Source organism: Capnocytophaga bilenii (genome assembly GCF_017565765.1).
GTDB lineage: Bacteria > Bacteroidota > Bacteroidia > Flavobacteriales > Flavobacteriaceae > Capnocytophaga > Capnocytophaga bilenii.
On the sequence record NZ_JAGDYP010000004.1, the window covers coordinates 129,716 to 151,312 of the forward strand.

General features: G+C 39.3%; 16 protein-coding genes and 1 pseudogene. 12 read left to right on the plus strand and 5 right to left on the minus strand.

Translation table 11 applies throughout. The annotated features are described in order from the left end of the window. Position 1: 1 nt before the first annotated feature. The 7 genes and pseudogenes from J4N46_RS06505 to J4N46_RS06535 all read left to right on the plus strand — a co-directional run bounded on the left by J4N46_RS06505 (position 2) and on the right by J4N46_RS06535 (position 5,479). Positions 2 to 1,354 carry a cytochrome ubiquinol oxidase subunit I gene (locus J4N46_RS06505; protein WP_208058625.1) on the plus strand — a complete coding sequence of 451 codons (1,353 nt, stop codon included), beginning with the start codon at positions 2 to 4 and terminating at the stop codon, positions 1,352 to 1,354. 12 nt (positions 1,355 to 1,366) lie between these two features. After that, positions 1,367 to 2,404, plus strand: a complete 1,038-nt coding sequence (cydB, locus tag J4N46_RS06510; protein ID WP_208058626.1) for a cytochrome d ubiquinol oxidase subunit II — start codon at positions 1,367 to 1,369, stop codon at positions 2,402 to 2,404. Positions 2,405 to 2,498: 94 nt separating this feature from the next. Beyond that, a pseudogene (gene rplU, locus J4N46_RS06515) lies at positions 2,499 to 2,804 on the plus strand (50S ribosomal protein L21); the annotation flags it as partial. Positions 2,805 to 2,838: 34 nt separating this feature from the next. Beyond that, on the plus strand, positions 2,839 to 3,099 hold the full coding sequence (gene rpmA, locus J4N46_RS06520) for a 50S ribosomal protein L27 (protein WP_208058627.1): 261 nt from the start codon (positions 2,839 to 2,841) through the stop codon (positions 3,097 to 3,099). A 205-nt stretch (positions 3,100 to 3,304) separates the two neighbouring features. Next, the gene (locus J4N46_RS06525) at positions 3,305 to 3,847 is read left to right on the plus strand and encodes a DUF1599 domain-containing protein (RefSeq protein ID WP_034557574.1); all 543 of its coding nucleotides are present in this window, start codon (positions 3,305 to 3,307) and stop codon (positions 3,845 to 3,847) included. 40 nt (positions 3,848 to 3,887) lie between these two features. Then, positions 3,888 to 4,883 (plus strand): NAD(P)H-dependent glycerol-3-phosphate dehydrogenase, encoded by a 996-nt coding sequence (locus tag J4N46_RS06530; RefSeq protein ID WP_208058628.1) that lies wholly within the window; start codon positions 3,888 to 3,890, stop codon positions 4,881 to 4,883. A gap of 11 nt (positions 4,884 to 4,894) precedes the next feature. Continuing rightward, positions 4,895 to 5,479: a riboflavin synthase gene (locus J4N46_RS06535; RefSeq protein WP_208058629.1), complete on the plus strand. Its 585-nt coding sequence runs from the start codon at positions 4,895 to 4,897 to the stop codon at positions 5,477 to 5,479. Here the strand turns inward: J4N46_RS06535 and J4N46_RS06540 are convergent. The 4 genes from J4N46_RS06540 to J4N46_RS06555 all read right to left on the minus strand — a co-directional run bounded on the left by J4N46_RS06540 (position 5,442) and on the right by J4N46_RS06555 (position 9,259). Continuing rightward, positions 5,442 to 6,203: a lysophospholipid acyltransferase family protein gene (locus J4N46_RS06540; protein ID WP_208058630.1), complete on the minus strand. Its 762-nt coding sequence runs from the start codon at positions 6,201 to 6,203 to the stop codon at positions 5,442 to 5,444. The two genes, J4N46_RS06535 and J4N46_RS06540, sit on opposite strands and share 38 nt — an antisense overlap. A gap of 4 nt (positions 6,204 to 6,207) precedes the next feature. Continuing rightward, positions 6,208 to 6,651, minus strand: coding sequence for a hypothetical protein (locus J4N46_RS06545; protein WP_208058631.1), 444 nt, complete (start codon positions 6,649 to 6,651; stop codon positions 6,208 to 6,210). 124 nt (positions 6,652 to 6,775) lie between these two features. Next, the gene (locus J4N46_RS06550; protein WP_208058632.1) at positions 6,776 to 8,989 is read right to left on the minus strand and encodes an NADP-dependent isocitrate dehydrogenase; all 2,214 of its coding nucleotides are present in this window, start codon (positions 8,987 to 8,989) and stop codon (positions 6,776 to 6,778) included. A gap of 99 nt (positions 8,990 to 9,088) precedes the next feature. Further along, positions 9,089 to 9,259: a hypothetical protein gene (locus tag J4N46_RS06555; RefSeq protein WP_208058633.1), complete on the minus strand. Its 171-nt coding sequence runs from the start codon at positions 9,257 to 9,259 to the stop codon at positions 9,089 to 9,091. 252 nt (positions 9,260 to 9,511) lie between these two features. Between J4N46_RS06555 and J4N46_RS06560 the strand changes: the two genes are divergently transcribed. Further along, on the plus strand, positions 9,512 to 11,683 hold the full coding sequence (locus J4N46_RS06560; protein WP_208058634.1) for a TonB-dependent receptor: 2,172 nt from the start codon (positions 9,512 to 9,514) through the stop codon (positions 11,681 to 11,683). A 149-nt stretch (positions 11,684 to 11,832) separates the two neighbouring features. On the opposite strand, the gene J4N46_RS06565 is transcribed toward J4N46_RS06560, so the two are convergent. Further along, positions 11,833 to 12,339, minus strand: coding sequence for a hypothetical protein (locus J4N46_RS06565; protein WP_208058635.1), 507 nt, complete (start codon positions 12,337 to 12,339; stop codon positions 11,833 to 11,835). Between the two features lie 364 nt (positions 12,340 to 12,703). On the opposite strand from J4N46_RS06565, the gene J4N46_RS06570 reads away from it, so the two are divergent. The 4 genes from J4N46_RS06570 (at position 12,704) to J4N46_RS06585 (ending at position 21,592) form a co-directional block, all read left to right on the plus strand. Continuing rightward, complete coding sequence (locus J4N46_RS06570) at positions 12,704 to 15,319, plus strand: DNA gyrase/topoisomerase IV subunit A (RefSeq protein WP_208058636.1); 2,616 nt, start codon at positions 12,704 to 12,706, stop codon at positions 15,317 to 15,319. 27 nt (positions 15,320 to 15,346) lie between these two features. Then, the gene (locus tag J4N46_RS06575) at positions 15,347 to 16,672 is read left to right on the plus strand and encodes an ATP-binding protein (RefSeq protein ID WP_208058637.1); all 1,326 of its coding nucleotides are present in this window, start codon (positions 15,347 to 15,349) and stop codon (positions 16,670 to 16,672) included. A 152-nt stretch (positions 16,673 to 16,824) separates the two neighbouring features. Continuing rightward, positions 16,825 to 18,456, plus strand: coding sequence for a DUF6377 domain-containing protein (locus tag J4N46_RS06580; protein WP_208058638.1), 1,632 nt, complete (start codon positions 16,825 to 16,827; stop codon positions 18,454 to 18,456). 154 nt (positions 18,457 to 18,610) lie between these two features. Beyond that, positions 18,611 to 21,592, plus strand: a complete 2,982-nt coding sequence (locus tag J4N46_RS06585; protein ID WP_208058639.1) for a SusC/RagA family TonB-linked outer membrane protein — start codon at positions 18,611 to 18,613, stop codon at positions 21,590 to 21,592. The last annotated feature ends 5 nt before the right edge of the window (positions 21,593 to 21,597 follow it).

Sequence of the window (21,597 nt, forward strand, 5' to 3'; positions counted from 1 at the left end):
TATGGAAACAGAAATTTTAGCAAGAATTCAGTTCGCACTGACGATTGCGTTCCATTACATTTATCCACCGCTAAGCATCGGTTTAGGACTATTAATGTCTGTTTTTAAAGGTATTTACCTTTTTACAGGCAAAAAAGAGTACGATACGCTTGCCCGCTTCTGGACGCGTATATTCTCACTTACCTTTGGTATAGGCGTGGCTACGGGTATTGTAATGGAATTTGAATTTGGTACCAACTGGGCTACTTATTCGCGCTATGTAGGCGATATTTTTGGTAGTGCATTGGCTGCTGAAGGAGTATTTGCTTTTGCGCTAGAAAGTACCTGCTTGGGTATTGTACTTTTTGGCTGGAACAAGGTAAAACCTGTGTGGCACTTTTTGGCTACTGTAGGTGTTTTCTTGGGCTCTATGTGTTCGGCTATCTGGATTGTCATTGCCAATAGCTGGCAACAAACCCCTGCAGGCTACGTGGTAGCTGGTGAAGGTATGCAAGCCAAAGCTGTAATTACCGACTTTTGGGCGATGGTCTTCAACCCCTCAAGTATAGATCGTATATGGCACGTGTGGCAAGGAGCTTTCCTTGCAGGTATCTTCTTAGTACTTAGTGTGCACGCTTGGTATCTGCTAAAAGGACGACACGTGGCTATCTCTAAAAAAGCATTCAGCACTACGCTGCTTATTGGTACTGCTTTTTGCTTGCTACAATTACTTTCAGGACACAGCTCTGCCGATGGAGTAGCTAAAAATCAACCCGAAAAATTGGCAGCTATGGAAGGACACTTCAAAACCGAAGCTGCCGACTTGTACCTCTTTGGTTGGGTAGATAAACAAAGTGAGGTGACTCACGGGCTGAAAATACCTGGTGGATTGTCGTTTATGCTTCATAACGACTTCGAAACACCTGTTACAGGTCTTGACCAATACGCTATGGATGACCGCCCAGGGCAGGTGAATGCTGTATTTCAATTCTATCATATGATGGTGGCTATAGGTGGCTTTCTCATTTTGCTCACACTTTATGCATCTTTCTTGCTATGGCGTGGTAAATTGTACGAAAAACGTTGGCTACTGCACGTATTTGTGTGGTCGGTACTTTTACCACAGATAGGAAACCAAGTGGGCTGGTTTGCTGCCGAAATGGGTAGACAGCCTTGGATAGTGTATAAACTCTTGCGCACTAGCGATGCACTCTCTAAAGCAGTTACCGCTAACCAAATACTCTTCGCTATTATTTTATTCTCCGTAATTTATACGATACTTTTTGCCCTATTTATCTACTTGCTTAATAAGAAAATCGTGCACGGAATAGATGAGCACGAGGGCGAAAATCAACCTCAATTACAAACAGCATAACAATTAGTTTATATGGAAACATTTTTAGGAATTGACTACCCTACGTGGTGGTTTATCGTGATAGGTTTTTTGATTACAGGCTATGCTATCTTAGACGGCTTCGACTTTGGAGCGGGGGCGTGGCACTTGTTTTTTGATAAAAAAGAGGAACGCCGTGTAGCGCTGAATGCTATAGGTCCTGTATGGGATGGTAACGAGGCGTGGCTGGTAATTGGTGGGGCTTCTATCTTTGCTGGCTTCCCCTTAATGTACGCTTCGCTGTTCTCAGCTATGAATACTCCTTTTATGCTTTTCTTAGCTTTTATCATTTTCCGTGCAGTGTCTATTGAGTTTCGCGGTAAAGAGGATAACCAAACGTGGCGTAACACTTGGGATATGGTGTATAGCGTGTGCAGTATCGTCTTACCTTTGCTCTTAGGGGTGGTAATAGGCAACTTGCTACAAGGGCTCCCTTTAGATGCCGATTTTGAATATCAAGGAGGGGCACTTTTCACTTTCCTTACGCCTTATCCACTATTGGTAGGCTTGATGACGGTAATGCTATTTGTAGTACACGGAGGCTTGTTCTTGATGATAAAAACACACGGGGCTATGCAAGAGCGTATTGCAAAACGTATCAATGTGGCTTATTTACTTTTTTTGGTGCTATTTGTAGCTGTGGCAGTATATACGTTCTTAACTCCTCATTTGATAGAAAATATTACCAATAGTACAGGGCTGAAAGTTATGCCTATTTTCTTGCTATTGAGTATTGTGGCTATACCAGTATTCATTAAGCAAAAGAACTACAAATGGGGCTTTGTGGGGAGTATACTCACCATAGCTTTCTTTATGGTGCTTGTAGCCTTGCAATTGCACGATCCTGCATTTTTGCGCACTACTTTAGAGGGTGGTAATAGTATTACTATATATAACGCTGCAGCAAGCCCTAAATCATTGGAAATAATGCTAACGATAGTGGCTATAGGCGCGCCGTTATTGCTGTTGTACACTTATTTTGCTTACAAAGTATTCTGGGGCAAAGTAACGATAGATGAGCATAGTTATTAAAAAAAATACTTTTTTTGTAAAAGATACTTGTTAATTAAAAAATAATTAGTACCTTTGCAGCCAATTTAAACAATTAATTTAAAACAGTAAAGCTATGTATGCAATTGTAGAGATAGCAGGGCAACAATTTAAAGTAAGTAAAGACCAAAAGTTGTTTGTACACCGTTTGCCAAACGAAGAAGGTGAAAAAGTAACGTTTGACCGCGTACTTCTTGTAGATAACAACGGAGCAATCACAGTAGGCGCCCCAGCTATAAGCGGAGCTTCAGTAGAAGCAAAAGTTTTAAAACACTTAAAAGGAGACAAGGTACTTGTTTTCAAAAAGAAAAGACGTAAAGGTTACAAAGTGAAGAACGGACACCGTCAGTATCTTACACAAGTAGTAATTGAAAACGTGGTTGTAAAATAATTGTTAAACTTAAAAATGTAAGAAAATGGCTCACAAAAAAGGTGTCGGTAGTTCAAAGAACGGTAGAGAGTCTCACTCAAAACGATTAGGAGTGAAGATATTTGGTGGTCAGGCTGCAATTGCAGGTAATATTATCGTGCGCCAACGTGGTACACAACACAATGCTGGCGAAAACGTATATATAGGTAAAGACCATACGCTACATGCTAAAGTGGATGGTATCGTAAAATTTGAAAAAAAGAAAAATAACAAATCTTACGTATCTGTAATAGCTGTAGAGGCATAAATTTAAAAAGTTAAACGACAAAAAAGGGGTAGGTTTTTGGATAAAAATCTATCCCTTTTTTGATTTTATAAATTATGAAAAGTATCGTATATAATAATGTTTTTCAATGTATTATACACTTTATGTGTAAGTGGAAATTTTAACAGAGTAATATGCTCAGGAATTAAAAAATGTTTTGTATATTTGTACCCTGATAATGGTAGAAATGGATAAAACAATAGAACAATATAACGGGGTGATAGAGCAGTGTAGGAATTTGTTTATCAATAAGATGAAAGACTACGGCTGTGCGTGGCGCATATTGCGATTGCCTTCCCTTACTGACCAGATTTTTATAAAAGCACAACGCATACGAGGACTACAAGAAAATGCTGTGCATAAAATAGATGAGGGTGAAGAACCTGAATTTATTGGGATTATTAATTATGCCCTAATGGCACTTATTCAGATAGAAAAAGGGGTAGCACCCCAACCTGATTTGGATACTGAAGAGGCTGTTTTGCTTTACAACCAAAAAGTAACTACTACTCGCAACCTGATGGAGGCAAAAAATCACGATTATGGTGAGGCGTGGCGCGATATGCGCGTGAGTTCTCTTACTGACCTTATACTACAAAAGCTGTTGCGTATCAAACAAATAGAGGATAACAATGGTAAGACTTTGGTGAGTGAGGGGATAGTGGCTAACTATCAGGATATTGTGAATTATGCGGTGTTTGCATTGATACATTTGCAGAATAAGCCGTAATAAAAATAAGAAAATCAAAATTTATAAATTAAGAATAGGTTTGGAAACAAGAATATCAGTAATAGGGGGGGGGAGCTGGGCAACAGCCCTAGTAAAAATCCTCACTGCCAACATTGATAAAGTGTGTTGGTATATGCGTAATGAGCAGGCCATAGAACATATTAGGGCTACAAAACACAATCCTAACTACTTGAGTGATGTGCATTTGAATGTTGCGAAGCTACACCTTACTAGTAGTTTGGACGAAGCGGTGGCTTTTAGTGATTATATCATTCTTTGTATTCCATCGGCTTTTTTGAGTGATGAGCTTGAGAAATTAACATTACCGCTTTCTGATAAGAATATATTTTCGGCTATTAAGGGTATTGAACCAAAAAGTGGTATGATAGTGGGCGAATACTTACAGAAGGTACATTGCGTTCCTGATAACCAAATAGGGGTAGTAGCAGGACCGTGCCACGCCGAAGAGGTAGCATTAGAACGCTTGTCATACCTTACAATTGCTTGTACTGATGAAGAAAAGGCGCGCTTTGTAGCTGATGCAATGACACGCCCTTTTGTGAAAACAAAGATATCGGATGATGTGATTGGAATAGAATATGGTGCTATGCTGAAGAATATTTATGCTTTAGCGGCTGGGATTGCTCACGGTTTGGGGTATGGTGATAACTTCCAGAGTGTACTGATGAGTAATGCTATTCGCGAGATGGAGCGTTATATTAAGCATATTTATAAAATAAAGCGCAATATCAACCATTCGGCTTATTTGGGCGATTTGCTGGTTACGGCTTACTCTCTTTTCAGTAGGAATCGTACTTTTGGTACTATGATAGGTAAAGGCTATACGGTGAAAAGTACTATGGCTGAAATGAATATGGTGGCAGAGGGGTATTACGCTACAAAAAGTGCGTATAACATCAACTTAAACCAGGAAAAACCGAGTAGAACGCCTATATTAAATGCGGTGTATAAGGTGCTTTATGAGAATAAGCGCGCTAAAACAGTATTTGCTGAATTGACAAATGAGCTTAATTAATATATAGAATTATGTTTACAGGGATTGTAGAAGAAATAGGTGAAGTGGTGCGTTTGGAACGTGAGAATGCTAATTTGCATCTTTATATAAGAAGTTCGTTTGCAAATGAACTAAAAATAGACCAAAGTGTGGCACATAATGGGGTATGCCTTACGGTAGTGGCTATTGAAGGAGATACTTACAAAGTAACTGCGATTGCCGAGACGCTTGCTAAGACGCATTTAGGGAGTTTGAAGGTAGGTGACGCAGTGAATTTGGAACGCGGTATGTTATTAAATACTCGCTTGGATGGGCATATTGTGCAGGGACATATAGACCAAACGGCTACTTGTGTACGGATACAAGAAGAGGCAGGAAGTACTCGTTTTAGTTTTGAATATGATGCATCATCTGGGAATGTAGTGATAGAAAAAGGCTCTATCACGGTGAATGGTGTGAGCCTTACTGTAGTGGATGCTGCTATGGATGGTTTTGGTGTGGCGGTAATTCCTTATACTTTGGCACATACTAACTTGCATTTGCTAAAGGTAGGTAGTGTTGTGAATGTAGAATTTGATGTTATTGGTAAATATGTGGCACGCTTGCTACAGCGGTAAGCTTCTGTAGGATAAGAGACCGCACTTCTTCACGGAGGGTGTCTTTATCATCAAATGTTTTTCCTTGAGTGGCGATGGCTGGGAGTATATCTACGCGCATACGCCCTATGCTTCCTGCAAAAAATCGGAAAGGGAAACGTTTTTTGGTATCGTGAAATACCATTGGGATAATGGGGATTTGACACTCTATAGCGATACGGAAAGCTCCATCTTTGAAGTTATCTAATACGATAGTTTCATCTTTTGGGACGCCTCCTTCGGGGAAAATGCAGATACTTTGCCCATCGTTGATGCGCTGCAAGGCTTGTATATAAACTTCTTTTCGGCTTTGAGGACTTCTTCTATCTACTAAAATAGCTACTTTTTTATAGAAATAACCAAATATAGGTAATTTAGCGAGCTCTGCTTTGCCTACAAATACAAAGGGCTGCTTGCTACAGTAGAACATTAGCATAATATCGGTCATACTGTAGTGATTGGCAACAAGCATTGTGCTGCCTATGTGTTGTACCTTATGCCCATACTTGATGTTTGGAAAGAACCCCATACCATATAATACTGGGGTAGCCCACAAGTGCCGTGCTACCCAATAGAAAGCGTTGTACCACTGCTTGTAGGCAGTGAGTAGTAGCAGAAAGGGTAGCAAGACAATAAGTAGTATGAAATTTAGGATATAAAACCAGCTCTTCCAGAGTATCCAAAAGATGTATTTGATGATAATCATAATTTTAGAAGTTCCACCAAAGTCGCCAAGGAATCATAGATAGTAAACAAACAAGGGCGATAGTGTAGAAGATAGCTATTTTACCAAACTTACCACGATTGGTAGTTTGTTTTTTGTGTTTTACCCAGCCTATGGTGATAAGCGTTACAGCAATGATATTCATCAAGGGGTGTTCTACTAAAAGCTGTCGCAAAAGGCTGTCTTTCATTACTATTTTAGCTCCCATTTGCCAAGCCATTAGGCGAGGTGTTACGGCATAAAGCAATAAACCTAACAATAATTGTATATGCGAAAAAATGAGTGTAAAGAGGCTTAGGCGTAAGTCTTTCACGGTGAATTCTTTTTTGGTAAAGAAGCCTGCTAAAGCATTGATGGTTGATAAAAATAGTACTATTAATACTATATAGGCACATAGAGAATGTACTGAATTGATGTACTGATACAACATAGTGTTTAAATTATTTAATTAGTTTGAGGAGGCAAAGGTACGAATTAATTTTAATATAAAAAAAAACTTGCCAAAGTTCATAGCACTTTGGCAAGGTAAGGGAGTATTTTACTTCTTTTTTTGTTTATAATCCTAAGATATTTTTTAGGGTAGCGCTTGGTTGCATCGCCTTGTAAACGATTTCCTCGCTGGGGTGATAGTAGCCTTGTAGATTGACTGGGGTGCCTTGCACTTGGTTTAGCTCATTTACAATTACTTGCTCGCTGTGGCGCAGTGCTTGAGCTATAGGCTTGAACTCATTGGCAAGGGTAACATCATCGGTTTGTGCGGCTAAGGCTTCTGCCCAATATAGCGCCAAATAAAAATGACTTCCTCTGTTATCTAATGTGCCTACTGCCGATTGTGGTGATTTGTTTTCTTCTAACACTTTAGCTGTTGCCTCATCGAGGGTTTGTGATAGCACCAATGCTTTGCGGTTGTTATTGGTGTTAGCAAAGTGTTCTAACGAAGCCCCCAATGCAAGAAACTCACCCAATGAATCCCAACGCAAGTGATTTTCGTTTAACAATTGTTCTACCAACTTAGGAGCTGAACCACCTGCACCGGTCTCGAACAATCCGCCGCCATTCATAAGGGGCACTATAGATAGTACTTTGGCACTGGTACCAAGTTCGAGGATAGGGAATAGGTCGGTGAGGTAGTCGCGCAATACATTGCCTGTAACGGAAATAGTATCTTCCCCATTTTTAGCGCGTTGCAACGACAGCAAAGTAGCAGCTTCAGGACTCAGTATACGTATGTCTAAACCTTCAGTGTCGTGGTTTTTCAGGTATTTATTTACCTTTTTTATCAGTTCGGCATCGTGGCTGCGGTGCTCGTCCAACCAAAATACGGTAGGGGTATGCGTAGCTTTGGCACGCGTAACCGCCAATTTTACCCAATCTTGTACAGGGGCATCTTTCACTTGGCACATACGCCATATATCGCCAGCTTCTACTTGGTGTGAAAGATAAACGGTTCCATTTTCGCCAATCACTTGCACCGTGCCGTCTTCTGCAATTTCAAAAGTTTTATCGTGTGAGCCGTATTCCTCTGCTTTTTGTGCCATTAGTCCTACATTGGGTACAGAGCCCATTGTAGAGGGATTGAAAGCTCCGTTTTCGCGACAGAAATCAATTACTACTTGGTAGACACCTGCATAGCTGCTGTCGGGGAGTACGGCAAGTGTATCTTGAGTTTTGCCTTCTGCATTCCACATTTTGCCCGAATTGCGTATCATTGCGGGCATTGAAGCATCTACAATTACATCGTTGGGGAAGTGCAGGTTGGTAATTCCTTTGTCGGAATTTACCATTGCGATGCTGGCAGCTTCGCTAAAGGCAGTATCTATGTCGTTTTTGATAGTTTGTTGTACCTCAGCAGGTAAAGCCGTGATTTTGGCTAATACATCTGAAAAACCATTGCGGGTATTAACTCCTACTTGTGCAAAATGTTGTGCGTGTTTTTCAAATACTGAAGCAAAGAAGGTTTCGACAGCATAGCCAAAGAGAATAGGGTCGGAGACTTTCATCATTGTAGCTTTTAGGTGCAATGAGAGGAGCAATCCTTTATCTTTGGCTTTGGCAAATTGTTCTTTGTAGAATGCCAACAGTGCTTTTTTGCTCATTACGGTAGCATCTATAATTTCTTCGGCTTGTAGCGGGAAAAAGTCTTTGAGTACTTCGGTTTTGCCATTATTACCTATCCAAACAATACGTACTTTATCGGGGTGGGTGAGGGTTACTGATTTTTCGTTGTGATAAAAGTCGCCTGCTTGCATAGTAGCTACGGCAGTTTTGGAGTCGCGGCTCCAAGCTCCCATACTATGGGGGTGTTTTCGGGCGTAGTTTTTGGCAGCTTTAGGGGCGCGGCGGTCGGAATTTCCTTCGCGCAGCACTGGGTTTACGGCACTACCCTTCACCTTGTCGTAACGCGCCTTGATCGCTTTTTCGCTATCGTTGGTAGGGGTTTCGGGGTAGGGGGGGAGCGCATAACCTTGCGCTTGCAGTTCGGCAATAGCAGCTTTCATTTGGGGTACAGAAGCACTGATATTTGGCAATTTGATAATGTTGGCTTCGGGCAGCAAAGCAAGTGCTCCTAATTCGGCAAGGGCATCGGTAGTGCGCTGAGTTTCATTGAGAAAATCGGGGAAAGCGGCAAGGATACGCCCCGCTAAGGAGATGTCTTTCAGCTCAAAATGCACGCCTGAAGAGCTGCAAAAGCGCTTGATAATGGGTAGTAATGAGTGCGTAGCCAAGAAAGGGGCTTCATCAGTAAGGGTGTAAATGATGTTTTTCATAATGAATATTTGTTAATTTGTTGATATTTAAAGAAAGAAAAGCAAACTTTGGCGCAAAGATAAGAAATAAAAACGAAAAAACAAAATAAAATTTAGTGGTTAATCTTTAGTCGTTAGATTGCGCCACACAAGGATAAGCGAAGGAAAGTCGGCGAGCTGGCGCAGCCGAGTATGTGACGAAGGATAAGTGAAGGAAAGTGGGCAGGCAGGCACAGCCGAGTATGTGACGAAGGATAAAAAAAAGCAATAACCATAAGAGAAATATTCCATCGTGAATTTTATAAAAAATAATTGTTAAAAAACTTGTAATTTATATTTTTTTTGTACCTTTGCGCCGTCTCATAAGGGGTGCTGTTACAAGCTGAGATCATACCCATTGAACTTGAGCGGGCAATGCTGCTGAAGGAATGAAACTTAATCTATCGGCTTGTATTTGCTTTTGGGTAGCAAAGACAAGCTTTATTTTTTAATAACCACACCAAATAATTGCCTCTTTTATTTGTGAAATACTCTCAAAACAAAATGAAAAATGTACTTATGTACAGTGCTATTTGCCTTACAACTACGGCTATAGCACAAACTCAATCACCTACACTACAGGTGACAGACACAATTCACAAAACTATTCAATTGGACGAGGTCTTGGTTTCGGCAGTTAGGGCTACTGAAAAGCATCCTGTAGCTTTTTCTAACCTCTCTAAAAACGAGATTAGAAACAAAAACAATGGGCAACAACTTCCTATGTTACTCAATAACCTTCCCAGCGTGGTTACTTATTCTGAAGACGGTTCGGGATTGGGTACAACTAAGATGTACGTGCGTGGTACTGACCTTGAACGTACTAACGTTACTATCAATGGTATTCCCCTAAACGATTCGGAATCGCAAGTGGTGTTCTTCTACAATCTTTCGGACTTTGCTTCTTCGGCTGAAAATATTCAATTACAACGTGGCGTAGGGACATCGTCTAACGGGGCAGGTGCTTTTGGCGCTAGCCTCAATATCCTTACCGATGCGGTGCAGGAAAAAGCAACGGGCGAGCTGGCTAACTACTACGGTAGCTACAACACTCATAAGCATAGTGTAAAAATTTCGACAGGCAAAATAAATGACCGCTTTGAGCTAAACGGGCGCTTTTCGGTAATAAAATCGGATGGATACCGCGACCGCGCTTCGTCTGACCTTAAATCCTACTTCTTGCAAGGGGCGTATGCTTATGGCAATACGCTTATCAAAGGACTTGTATTTGGTGGGAAGCAGAAAGTATATCTTACTTATCAAGGAGTTGACAAGCAGACTTTGGAGCGCGACAGGCGCTACAACCCTGTAGGTGCTTATACCGATGATGCGGGTAACAAACGTTTTTACGATGACGAAACTGACAACTATCAACAAGACCACGCTCAGCTGCATTGGACACAACGCTGGTCGCCTAATTGGAAAACTCAGCTTTCATTTCACTACACCAAAGGAAAAGGTTATTGGCAGGAATATAAAAGAAATAAGAAGGTCAATGAGTACTTTGGGTTACCCAAAGTATTGGACGGCAGCGGCAATGAAAAGAAAACTGATGGAATAAGAATATCTGGTTTGGACAACGACTTCTGGGGAACTACTTTTTCAGCTAACTACAACAAAGAGAATATACATATTTTATTAGGAGGCGCCCTAAACCGCTATGAGGGACGACACTTTAAAGAAGTGCCTTGGACACGCAGTGTGAATGCACCGCTGAATTACCGCTATAGTTATGAGGGGCCTAATACCAAAAACGAGATGGCTGGCTATGCTAAGCTAAATTACGACCTCGCTTCTCAATGGGATATTTTTGTAGATGTACAATTCCGCCGTGCTCATTATTATTCTGAAAAACAAAAAGTAGATGAAGGTATTAACGCTTTCAACCCTAAAGTGGGGGTTACTTATCATTTGAACAACTATAATCACCTTTATTTATCATATGGCAAGGCTACTAAAGAGCCTAATCGTGCTGATTATAAGAATTATAACGGATTAACTGACCCCAATGCCAAACGTCCGCTGCCAGAAAAACTAAACGATTTGGAATTGGGTTGGCGTTTTGCTTGTGAGCGTATGAGTCTTAATTTGAATGCTTACTATATGAGTTATATAGACCAGCTGGTGCTTACAGGCAAACTAAATGACACAGGTTACGCTATCCGTGAAAATGTGGACAACAGCCACCGCGCTGGGATAGAACTTGATGCACAATTAAAACTATCCGACAAATGGCAATGGCAGCCTAACTTGGCACTTAGCAGTAACAAAATTAAAAAATACCAAAACATTAGAGAAGATAACGCAGGAAATACTATAGTAGTAAATTTAGAAAATGTGCAATTATCCTATTCGCCTAATGTGATTGCAGGTAGTAGGCTTACTTTTGAGCCTATCAAAGGTTTTGCGGCAAGCTGGGAAGCTAAATATGTTGGCAAGCAATATGTGGATAACACAGAGCGCGATGAAGCTAAATTGGACGCTTACTTTGTGAATAACCTACAATTGCAATATGAGTTAACCCCGCACAAATGGTGCCGTTCGGTATTGTTTTCGGTGGCAGCGAATAACTTCTTAAATGCTAAATATGCGCCTTATGGCGATAATGGCTATGGAATGGTATATATACCTGCTGCTGAAGCTAACTTTTTGGGAGGGATAACTATAGGTTTTTAAGGTTGTAACACAATAGGTAATAAGTTTTAAGGCTGTCCGAAAAGTTTTGTTTTGTGAAGACGATTTGCAAATCTTTCTTACAAAAAAACTTTTTGGACAGCCTTAGCTATTAAGCCTAACCTTCATAGTTAATGGCTTTTTTGTAGACTTTATTTTTTCCACTTAAATAAGGTGGTTCTATTAAACATTGTTGTATCAATACATTGAAAATTAAAGCATTTTGATTCTGAATTTTTTGATTTTATTGTATAAATATACTTGTCATATTCTCTAAAAATTTCATCTTTTTTCAATACAAAATCATTCTCTTTGAAATCATTATTCCAACAACAACTTGTGCTTACCACTAATTCGACTTTTTGAAGTAAACTATCCTTAAATAGAAATCTTTTTTGAGATAATATTTTTATAAAACCTTCTTTTTCTTCAATTTCAGTAATATAAAGGCTATCATTATTCGGGAAAATTTCTAAGTCTTTGTAAATATTGAATTTTTTCTGAATATCTTTAATTGTAGATTCTCCTAATACAAACGATTTTTCATTGATAAATCCCTTACATAAATCTTTATGATATATTTTTATGTGCGATAAAAATATAAATGGAATAATCAATATACATATGAATATAATTATCTTTATATTTGAAATTTCCATTTTACGTTTTTTCTGGGTTGTACAACAATTTTAATAAGCCTATCCTTCAGAGCTCTTTTTCTAATACCGAAGTTGTTTAAACTTAAAATAAGAGTTCCTGAAAATTAGTAATTTTGTGTTTGTAAAAAAGAACACCAAAATTCAGGAACTTTAGGCAAAGATACAATAAATAATCGGATTATTCTCTTTATATAGATATGCGGCGTTTTTTTATTTATGGAAACTCTCTCGCATTTGATGATTTGGTGCAAAGAATGATAGAGCTACAGCAACGGTATAAGATAAATGGCAAAATAATTAACCATTAATCATTACCAATTAATAATTGTTTATTACCTTTGCAGCCTAAAAAATACTAATCCCGATGGAAGAAAATGAATCTAAAACTGATATTACACTAACTACCGACCTAATAGCACATCACGATACCATTATAAAAATTACAGGAATGTACCAAGACTGGTTCTTAGATTACGCCTCGTACGTAATCTTAGAACGGGCTGTACCTGCTATAGAAGATGGTTTTAAACCTGTACAACGCCGCATTATGCACTCGCTAAAAGAGTTGGATGACGGGCGCTACAACAAAGTAGCTAACGTAGTGGGTAATACAATGCAATACCACCCTCACGGCGATGCGAGTATAGCCGATGCGATAGTGCAAATAGGACAAAAAGAACTGCTGATAGATACGCAAGGTAACTGGGGGAATACCCTCACAGGAGCTGATGCTGCAGCACCACGTTATATAGAGGCTCGTCTTTCTAAGTTTGCATTGGATGTAGTTTTTAGTCCGAAAGTAACCGAATGGCAATCCAGCTATGACGGGCGCAAGCACGAGCCTATCAGCTTGCCTGTGAAGTTTCCGCTGCTCTTGGCACAAGGTACGGAGGGGATAGCGGTAGGGCTTTCTACCAAAATATTACCTCATAACTTTATAGAGCTTATAGATGCTTCGGTAGCTTACTTGCAAGGAAAACCTTTTGAGCTTTACCCCGATTTTCCTACGGCAGGTATCATTGATGTGAGTAATTACAACGATGGTGCAAGAGGCGGGCGCGTGAGAGTGCGCGCTAAGATTTCTCAAATAGATAAAACAACTCTTGCTATTACCGAAATTCCTTATACCACTACTACCAAGTCGCTCATTGAGTCGATACTTAAAGCTAATGATAAAGGTAGTATAAAAATCAAAAAAATAGATGATAATACGGCTGCCAATGTGGAAATATTGGTGTATCTGCCCAATGGTACTTCGCCCGATAAAACAATAGATGCACTTTATGCTTTTACGGCTTGCGAGACGGCTATTTCGCCTATTACTTGTGTGATTGAGGATAATAAGCCGCATTTTCTTACCATATCGGAGGTATTGCGCCGCAGTACCGACCGCACTATGGAGATACTTAAACAAGAATTGGAGGTACAATTAGAAGAACTCCATATGCAATGGCATAATGCTTCGTTAGAAAAAATCTTCATCAGGGAAGAAATGTATATCAACTTCAAGGATTACAAGAATAAAGAATCGCTATATGTTTATCTGTATAAGCGTTTTGAACCTTTTAAAAATGATTTGCTACGCGAAATTACCGATGATGATTTGGAACGCCTTACCAAAATACCAATGATTCGTATCACTAATTTTGATACTTATCGCGCCGAAGAACAAATGTTAAAAACAGAAGCGGATATAGAGAAGGTGCAGAACCACTTGGCTCATTTGGTAGATTATACTATTGCTCATTTTGAATATCTTAAGAAGACTTACAGCAAGAGGCGTGAACGCAAAACCGAAATACGAGTGTTTGACAGTATTGAAGCTACCAAAGTGGTAGTACGCAATACTAAATTATATGTGAATAGGGCTGAGGGCTTTGTGGGTACGGGCTTGCGCAAAGATGAGTATGTGGATGACTGTAGCGACATTGATGATGTAATAGTATTTACAGAAAGTGGCTCGATGTACGTAATGAAGGTAACTGACAAACAGTATATAGAAAAAAATATCATACACGCTGCGGTATTTAAAAAAGACGACAAACGCACCATCTACAATATGATATACAAAGATGGGCAAACGGGCTTTTCGTACATCAAGCGTTTTAACGTAACGGGGATTACTCGCGACAAAAAATACGAGTTGATACCAGTGCATAAAGATTCACGGGTGCTTTACTTTACAGCAAATCCTAACGGCGAAGCCGAAGTGGTAACGGTGAATTTACGTCAGTTAGGTGCCTTGCGAAAATTACGATGGGATATAGACTTTGCCGATACTCTCATTAAAGGGCGAGGCGTGAGGGGTAACCTCGTGAGTAAATATGCTATCAAGCGTATTGAGCTGAAAGAGAAGGGGGTATCGACTCTTAAGCCACGCAAAATATGGTTTGACGACATAGTTAAACGCCTTAATACCGAAGAACGGGGTACGCTCTTGGGGGCTTTTAAAGGAGATGACCGCCTGCTACTCATCACCAAAGAGGGTATGGTGAAAACTATTATCCCCGACCTGAACTTGCATTTTGACAACAATATCCTGCTAATGGAAAAATGGGTGCCTGAAAAGCCTATTTCGGTGATTTACTACGATGGTGAGAAAGAACGTGTATTCGTAAAACGCTTTGTAATAGAGAACGAAAACCGCGAAGAGCTTGTGATTACTGAGCACCTTAAATCGCAATTGCTATTCGTTTCTGCCGACTGGCGACCTATCGCTGAGGTGGTATTTACCAAAGAAAAAGGCAAGGAGAAAGAAAACCTTACTGTCAATTTAGAAGAGTTTATCAGTGTAAAAGGTATAAAAGCTCTTGGAAACCAACTCACTACCGACAAGGTGAAAAACATTAATGCTCTTGAGTCTCTTCCTTATGAAGCCCCTCAAGAAGAGGAAGCGGTAGAGGATTTAGGCGATGAAGAGATAATAATCCCCTCTGCAGAGAACGGAAGCGATGGGACGCAAACAGAGCTGGAGTTTTAATTAGCTGAGAGATAAAGAAGTAAGAAAATGATACAAGAATCTCATAACATAGAATACAAATCTTCTTGGCGTGATGAATACCTAAAATGGATTTGTGGTTTTGCCAATGCACAAGGAGGAAAGCTCTATATAGGCAAAGATGATAATGGAAAAGTAATTGGAGAGCCTGATGCTAAACGCCTAATGGAAGATATTCCTAATAAAATCACTAATGTATTAGGAATAGTAGCAGATGTGAACTTACTCGAAACCTCCGAAGGTAATTGTATAGAAATTAGTGTAAGTCCGCAATCTAATCCGGTGAACTATAAAGGAGAATATCATTATCGTAGTGGTAGTACTAAGCAAGAACTCAAAGGCGCAGCCTTAGATAAATTCTTGTTAGGTAAGCAAGGAAAACATTGGGATAGTGTGCTTTATCCTAATGTTTCTGTTGCTGAACTGAAAGTAGATACTTTTAACTTCTTTCGTAAAAGAGGTATAAAAGCAAGACGTTTAGATGATGATACCCTTTCAGATAGTAACGAATTGTTATTAAACAACTTAAAACTTACAGAAAATGGACAGCTAAAACGAGCTGCTCTTTTGCTTTTTCACCCCGACCCTGAAAAGTATGTCACTAATGCTTATGTGAAAATAGGCTATTTTAGCGATGACGATAGTGATTTACTATTTCAAGATGAGGTACACGGCAATTTGTTTGAGCAAGTAGAAAAGACAATGGAATTACTCTTTACTAAGTATATCAAGGCTATAATTAGCTATGAGGGTATTTACCGAGTAGAGACCTATGAGTATCCACAAGAAGCCGTTCGCGAAGCTGTTCATAATGCTATTGCTCATAAAGATTACAGTGGTGCGACTCCAATACAAATCAGTGTTTATAAAGATAAAATAATGATTTGGAATTATGGTCAATTGCCTGAAAATTGGACGATAGATACTTTGCAAGAAAAACATTCATCTGTACCCTATAATCCAGGTATTTCTAATGCGTTCTTTCGTATAGGTTATATAGAAGCTTGGGGACGTGGCATCAGAAAAATGAATGAGCAGTGTGCTAAAGCAGGATTACCTAACCCATTGTATTATTACGCTTCTTCAGGATTTTGGGTAGTATTCCACAAAGATATTTATAATGAAACTGATTTACGAGAAAAAGGACTTAATGAAAGACAGATAAAAGCAATATTATATCTCAAAGAGAGAGGAAAAATAACAAATAGCGAATACCAAGAACTAAATAATATTTCTAAGAGAACCACAAGTAATGATTTAACTGATTTAGTAGAGAAATATAATTTGCTTAGACAACTTGGAGCAAGTGTAAGCACTTATTATGAACTAAAATAAAAGCGGGCAAAAAGCGGGCAATGCGGGCAAAAAGCGGGCAATGCGGGCAAAAAGCGGGGAATATATTAGAAATTTATTATAGTAATTGAGCAATACCTTTGCGGCTTGTCCCCCTTCGGGGGTTCGGGGGCTTTAATATAAAAACAAACCTTATGAAAAACTATATCACACTCTTTATCATATTGTTGTTCGGAAGGAATGCAGCGGTGGCACAAGAGAACAAAGAAGCTGTACTCCACCAACTCAACCAAACGATTGAGCAAAAAGCTACTTATATACAAGCCAAAGAACAACGTATCGCTTCTTTGGAAAAGGCTCTTAAAAAAGCCTCTCAACCAGCAGAAAAATACCATTTACACAAGCAACTTTATGCAGAATATCAAAAGTTTAAAGTAGATTCGGCAGTGAGCTATTTGCTAAAGAACGAACAAATAGCTCTTATGCTGAACGATATCGCAAAACAAGACGAAACACATATATCCTTATCAAAACTATACTCGGCTAAAGGGATGTATGTTGAGTCGTTGCAATTATTATTATCTGTTGATAAGCAGCGTTTGAGCAATACCTTACTATGCGATTATTACGATACCTATCATTCTTTTTATAGCAGATACGGGCAAAGTACTAATAATTTGCATTATTTTAAACTATCAGATAGCTATCGCGATTCACTATTACAATGTTTAGCTACTGATAGTATGCTTTTTAAAATAAACGATGCTATTAGAGAATTTTATTTAGCTGATAAAGAGCAAGCTACCCAAAAATTTCTTCAACTACTCAATCAAACTCCTATTACCGACCCTAAGCGCGCTGTTATAGCTTATTACTTGGGCCTTTCTGAGCAAGAAAAAGGAAATACCCAACAACAAGAGTATTATTTTGCTCTTTCAGCAATTGCCGATATACAGAATGCTATTAAAGATAACGCCTCTTTACAAAGTTTAGCCCTTACGTATTACAAAAGAGGGGATATAAGCAAAGCATACGAATTTATAAAACTAGCCATTGATGATGCTAATTTCTGCAATGTTCGCCATCGGGCTGAGGAAGGAGCTACATTTTATTCTATTATCAATACTGCCTACCAGCAAAGAGAAGCAAAACAAAAAAGAGAGTTGCAATACTATTTAGCACTTATCAGCGTGTTATCGGTAGCACTTATTATAGCGTTGGTGTATGTTTATAAGCAAATACAACGCCTTGTGAAAGCTCGTAAGCAATTATCGTACAGCAATGAACAATTAGAAAAACTCAATACCGACCTACAAATAATGAATCAGCATCTTGAAGAGGCAAACCTCAACCTTGAAGAAGCAAATCTAATCAAAGAAGAATATATAGCTCATTTCTTTAACCTATGCTCTGCCTATATAGATAAAATAGAAAACTACAGAAAACTGCTTTATAAGAAGGCAACCCAAAACGACTACGCTACCCTTACCAAGATACTCAAATCTACTACTGTAGTGGAAGAAGAACTTGAAGAGCTATACAAGAATTTTGATACAATTTTCCTAAACATATATCCTAATTTTGTAACTCACTTCAATGCACTCTTGGAAGAAGACGAGCCTATACGCCCCAAGAAAGGTGAGCTTCTTAATACAGAGCTACGCATATTTGCACTTATCCGTTTGGGAATTACAGATAGTAATAAGATAGCTGAGTTTTTGCGTTATTCTTTGCGTACGGTTTATAACTATCGTACTAAAGTGCGCAACAAAGCGAAAGGAGAACGAGATACTTTTGAGGAAAAAGTGAAACAAATACGTAACTAAAAGACGAAAAATAAGTACTTTTTTTGAGGGTAATATTTGTGTAATAATTTGTTAATCAGTGTTGTATGTTTTGAACTTACTACTTTTGTAATACCTGTTATAGCATACTTGTTTTTTTGTAATACATTTGCTGCAGTCAAACAAAAAAACGTTTATGAAAGTTCTAAAAAAACAATTAATGCTGACAGTTACCTTATTATGTTATAGCCTTATTGGCTGGGCTCAAAGCCAGTTTGGTAATCTATCAGGTACTGTAACCGATGAAAGCGGAATGCCACTTGTAGGCGTTTCGGTAGTGATTAAAGGCACTAATAAAGGAGTAGCTACTGATTTTGATGGTAAATACTCGCTTACAGATGTCCCTAAAGGGGCAGTTTTGCAATTTTCATCAGTAGGATATCAAACTACCGATGTAAAAGCTAATAATTCTCAGCTAAATATAAAGTTAGCTGAGGCTACTCAAAACCTTGATGAAGTAGTAGTGGTGGGGTATGGAACACAGAAGAAAGGCGATGTAACTACCGCAATCACTTCAGTAAAGACGAAAGATCTTGAGCAACGTCCTGTTATTTCGGCAGCGCAAGCCATACAAGGGCGAGCAGCGGGTATTCAGGTGGTACAACCCAACGGAGCCCCTGGTGCAGGATTAGCGGTACGCATTCGTGGTAATACTTCTATTAGTGCTTCTAACGACCCATTGTATGTAGTAGATGGTATTCCGGTGCAAGACATCAGCAGTATAGCACCTAACGATATTGAATCTATGCAAGTGCTTAAAGATGCTTCTTCTGCAGCTATCTATGGTTCTCGCGCTGCTAATGGTGTAGTGCTTATCACCACTAAACAAGGTAAGCGCAACGAACCTAAAGTTTCGGTAAATACCTACATAGGAGTTTCAGAAATAGCTAAAAAAATACCTTCGCTAAATACGCAGCAATATTATGAGCTGATGAACGAAACAAAAGCAGTAGCAACAGCTACTTTGGCAGGGCTTACTGATAAAACAGATTGGTATAAAGAAACCTTCCGTGCTGGATTTACTCAAAACACTCAGCTATCAGTATCTAATGCAAGTGATAATACCAAGTATTACCTTTCGGCAGGACATACCAAAGAAGACGGTATTATTCGTAGCTCATTCTTTGAACGTTATAATGTTCGTTTGAACTTAGAAGCCAAAATGCGACAATGGCTTACTTTTGAAACTAACTTGTCTTATGCCGACTATGAGTCTAATGGTATTATTTCAGGTTTGGGAGCTAATCGTGCAGGGGTAGTACTTTCAGTAATCAATACACCTCACTATGCACCTATTTGGAGCGAGAAAACAGGCGAAGAAGGTTGGTATTATTACGATTTCAAAGGGGCGAACCTTTCACACCCTGTAGAGAACATCTCTCGCCGTGCTGATAACCTTTTGAAAAACAATCGTTTTGTAGGTAGTGGTTCGGCTATTGTACAGCTAATGAAAGGCTTGCGTTACAAATCAACATTAGCTATCGACCGCTTGTCAAGCAAAGAAAACCGCTTTACCGACCCTAAACTTACTTCTTATGGGCGTAGAAACTACGGAGAAGCTGCCGATATACGCAAGAACAACACTCTTCTTACTTTTGATAACATTCTTACTTTTGACAAGACTTTCAGCAAACACAATCTTTCATTATTGGGAGGTACTTCTTTCACCAATGCAAAGATGGATGCAAGTGAAATGTATGCAACACACTTTTTGACTTCGGATATTAAAACCCTCAATGCAGCCAATAAAATAGGGCAAGGAAGTATCACTAATGCTGAAGAATGGAGTATGATGTCTTACTTAGGTCGCCTTTCGTACAATTACGACAGCAAATACCTGCTTACTGCAAACTTTCGTGCCGATGGTTCTTCTAAATTAGCACCAGGGAAGCGTTGGGGATATTTTCCTTCAGTATCTGTAGGCTGGCGATTGTCACGCGAAAGTTTCCTCAGCAATATAGAATGGCTTAGCGAACTTAAATTGCGTGGAGGTTGGGGACAAACAGGTAACCAAGCGGGTATTTCATCTTACGCCTACTTACAACGCTATAAGATAGCACGCCAAAACTGGTGGGGCAATGGGGCTAATGCTAATGCAATGATTACCCTCACTCCCAACTCATTTTCGAACCCAAATCTTACTTGGGAAACTACAACCCAATCTAATATAGGGCTTGATGTAGCACTTTTCAAAAACCGCTTGGCTTTTGCAATAGATGCTTATATTAAAAACACCACTAATTTGCTAATGGAAGTACCACTGCCAGCTACTTCGCCTGTTCCTTCTATCTATCGCAATGAAGGCGAAATGACTAATAAAGGGATAGAGTTTTCAGTAGATAGTCGCAATCTTACAGGAGAATTGGAGTGGAATACTAATTTCAATATCTCATTGAACCGCAACAAACTCAATAAACTTAGCTTGCAAAAAGTTTATTACTATGCCAGCACTTCCGAAGCTACTTCTGAACAAGTAGTGCGCATTACTGAAGGACAGCCTTTAGGTAAGTTTTGGGGCTTAATTAGCGAAGGAGTAGACCCACAAACAGGTGATATCAAATACAAAGACCTCAATGGCGATGGTAGAATTACGGTATCTGATAAGACCTATATAGGCGACCCCAATCCTGATTTTACCTTTGGATTTACCAACGACTTCTCTTATAAGAATTTTACCCTAAGTGTCTTCTTTCAAGGATCTTACGGCAATGACATTTACAATGCTTCTCGTATAGAAACAGAAGGTATGTACGATGGTAAAAACCAATCTACTGCAGTACTAAACCGCTGGAAGAAAAGAGGTGATATTACCGATATACCACGTGCTGTTAAAGGTACTGACAATATCAAGGCATCATCGCGATGGGTAGAAGACGGCTCTTACTTACGCCTTAAAACACTTACTTTAGCCTACAATTTGCCTACACAAGCCCTACAACAATACGGCATTCGCAAAGTACAACCTTACCTGACAGCTCAAAACCTTTGGACACTTACCAACTACAAAGGATTTGACCCCGAAGTAAACGAAGGGCTATCAGGTCCTACTATGGGAATTGACTGGGGTACTTACCCACAAACCAAGTCATTCATATTTGGCTTAAATATTGAATTTTAATAGCT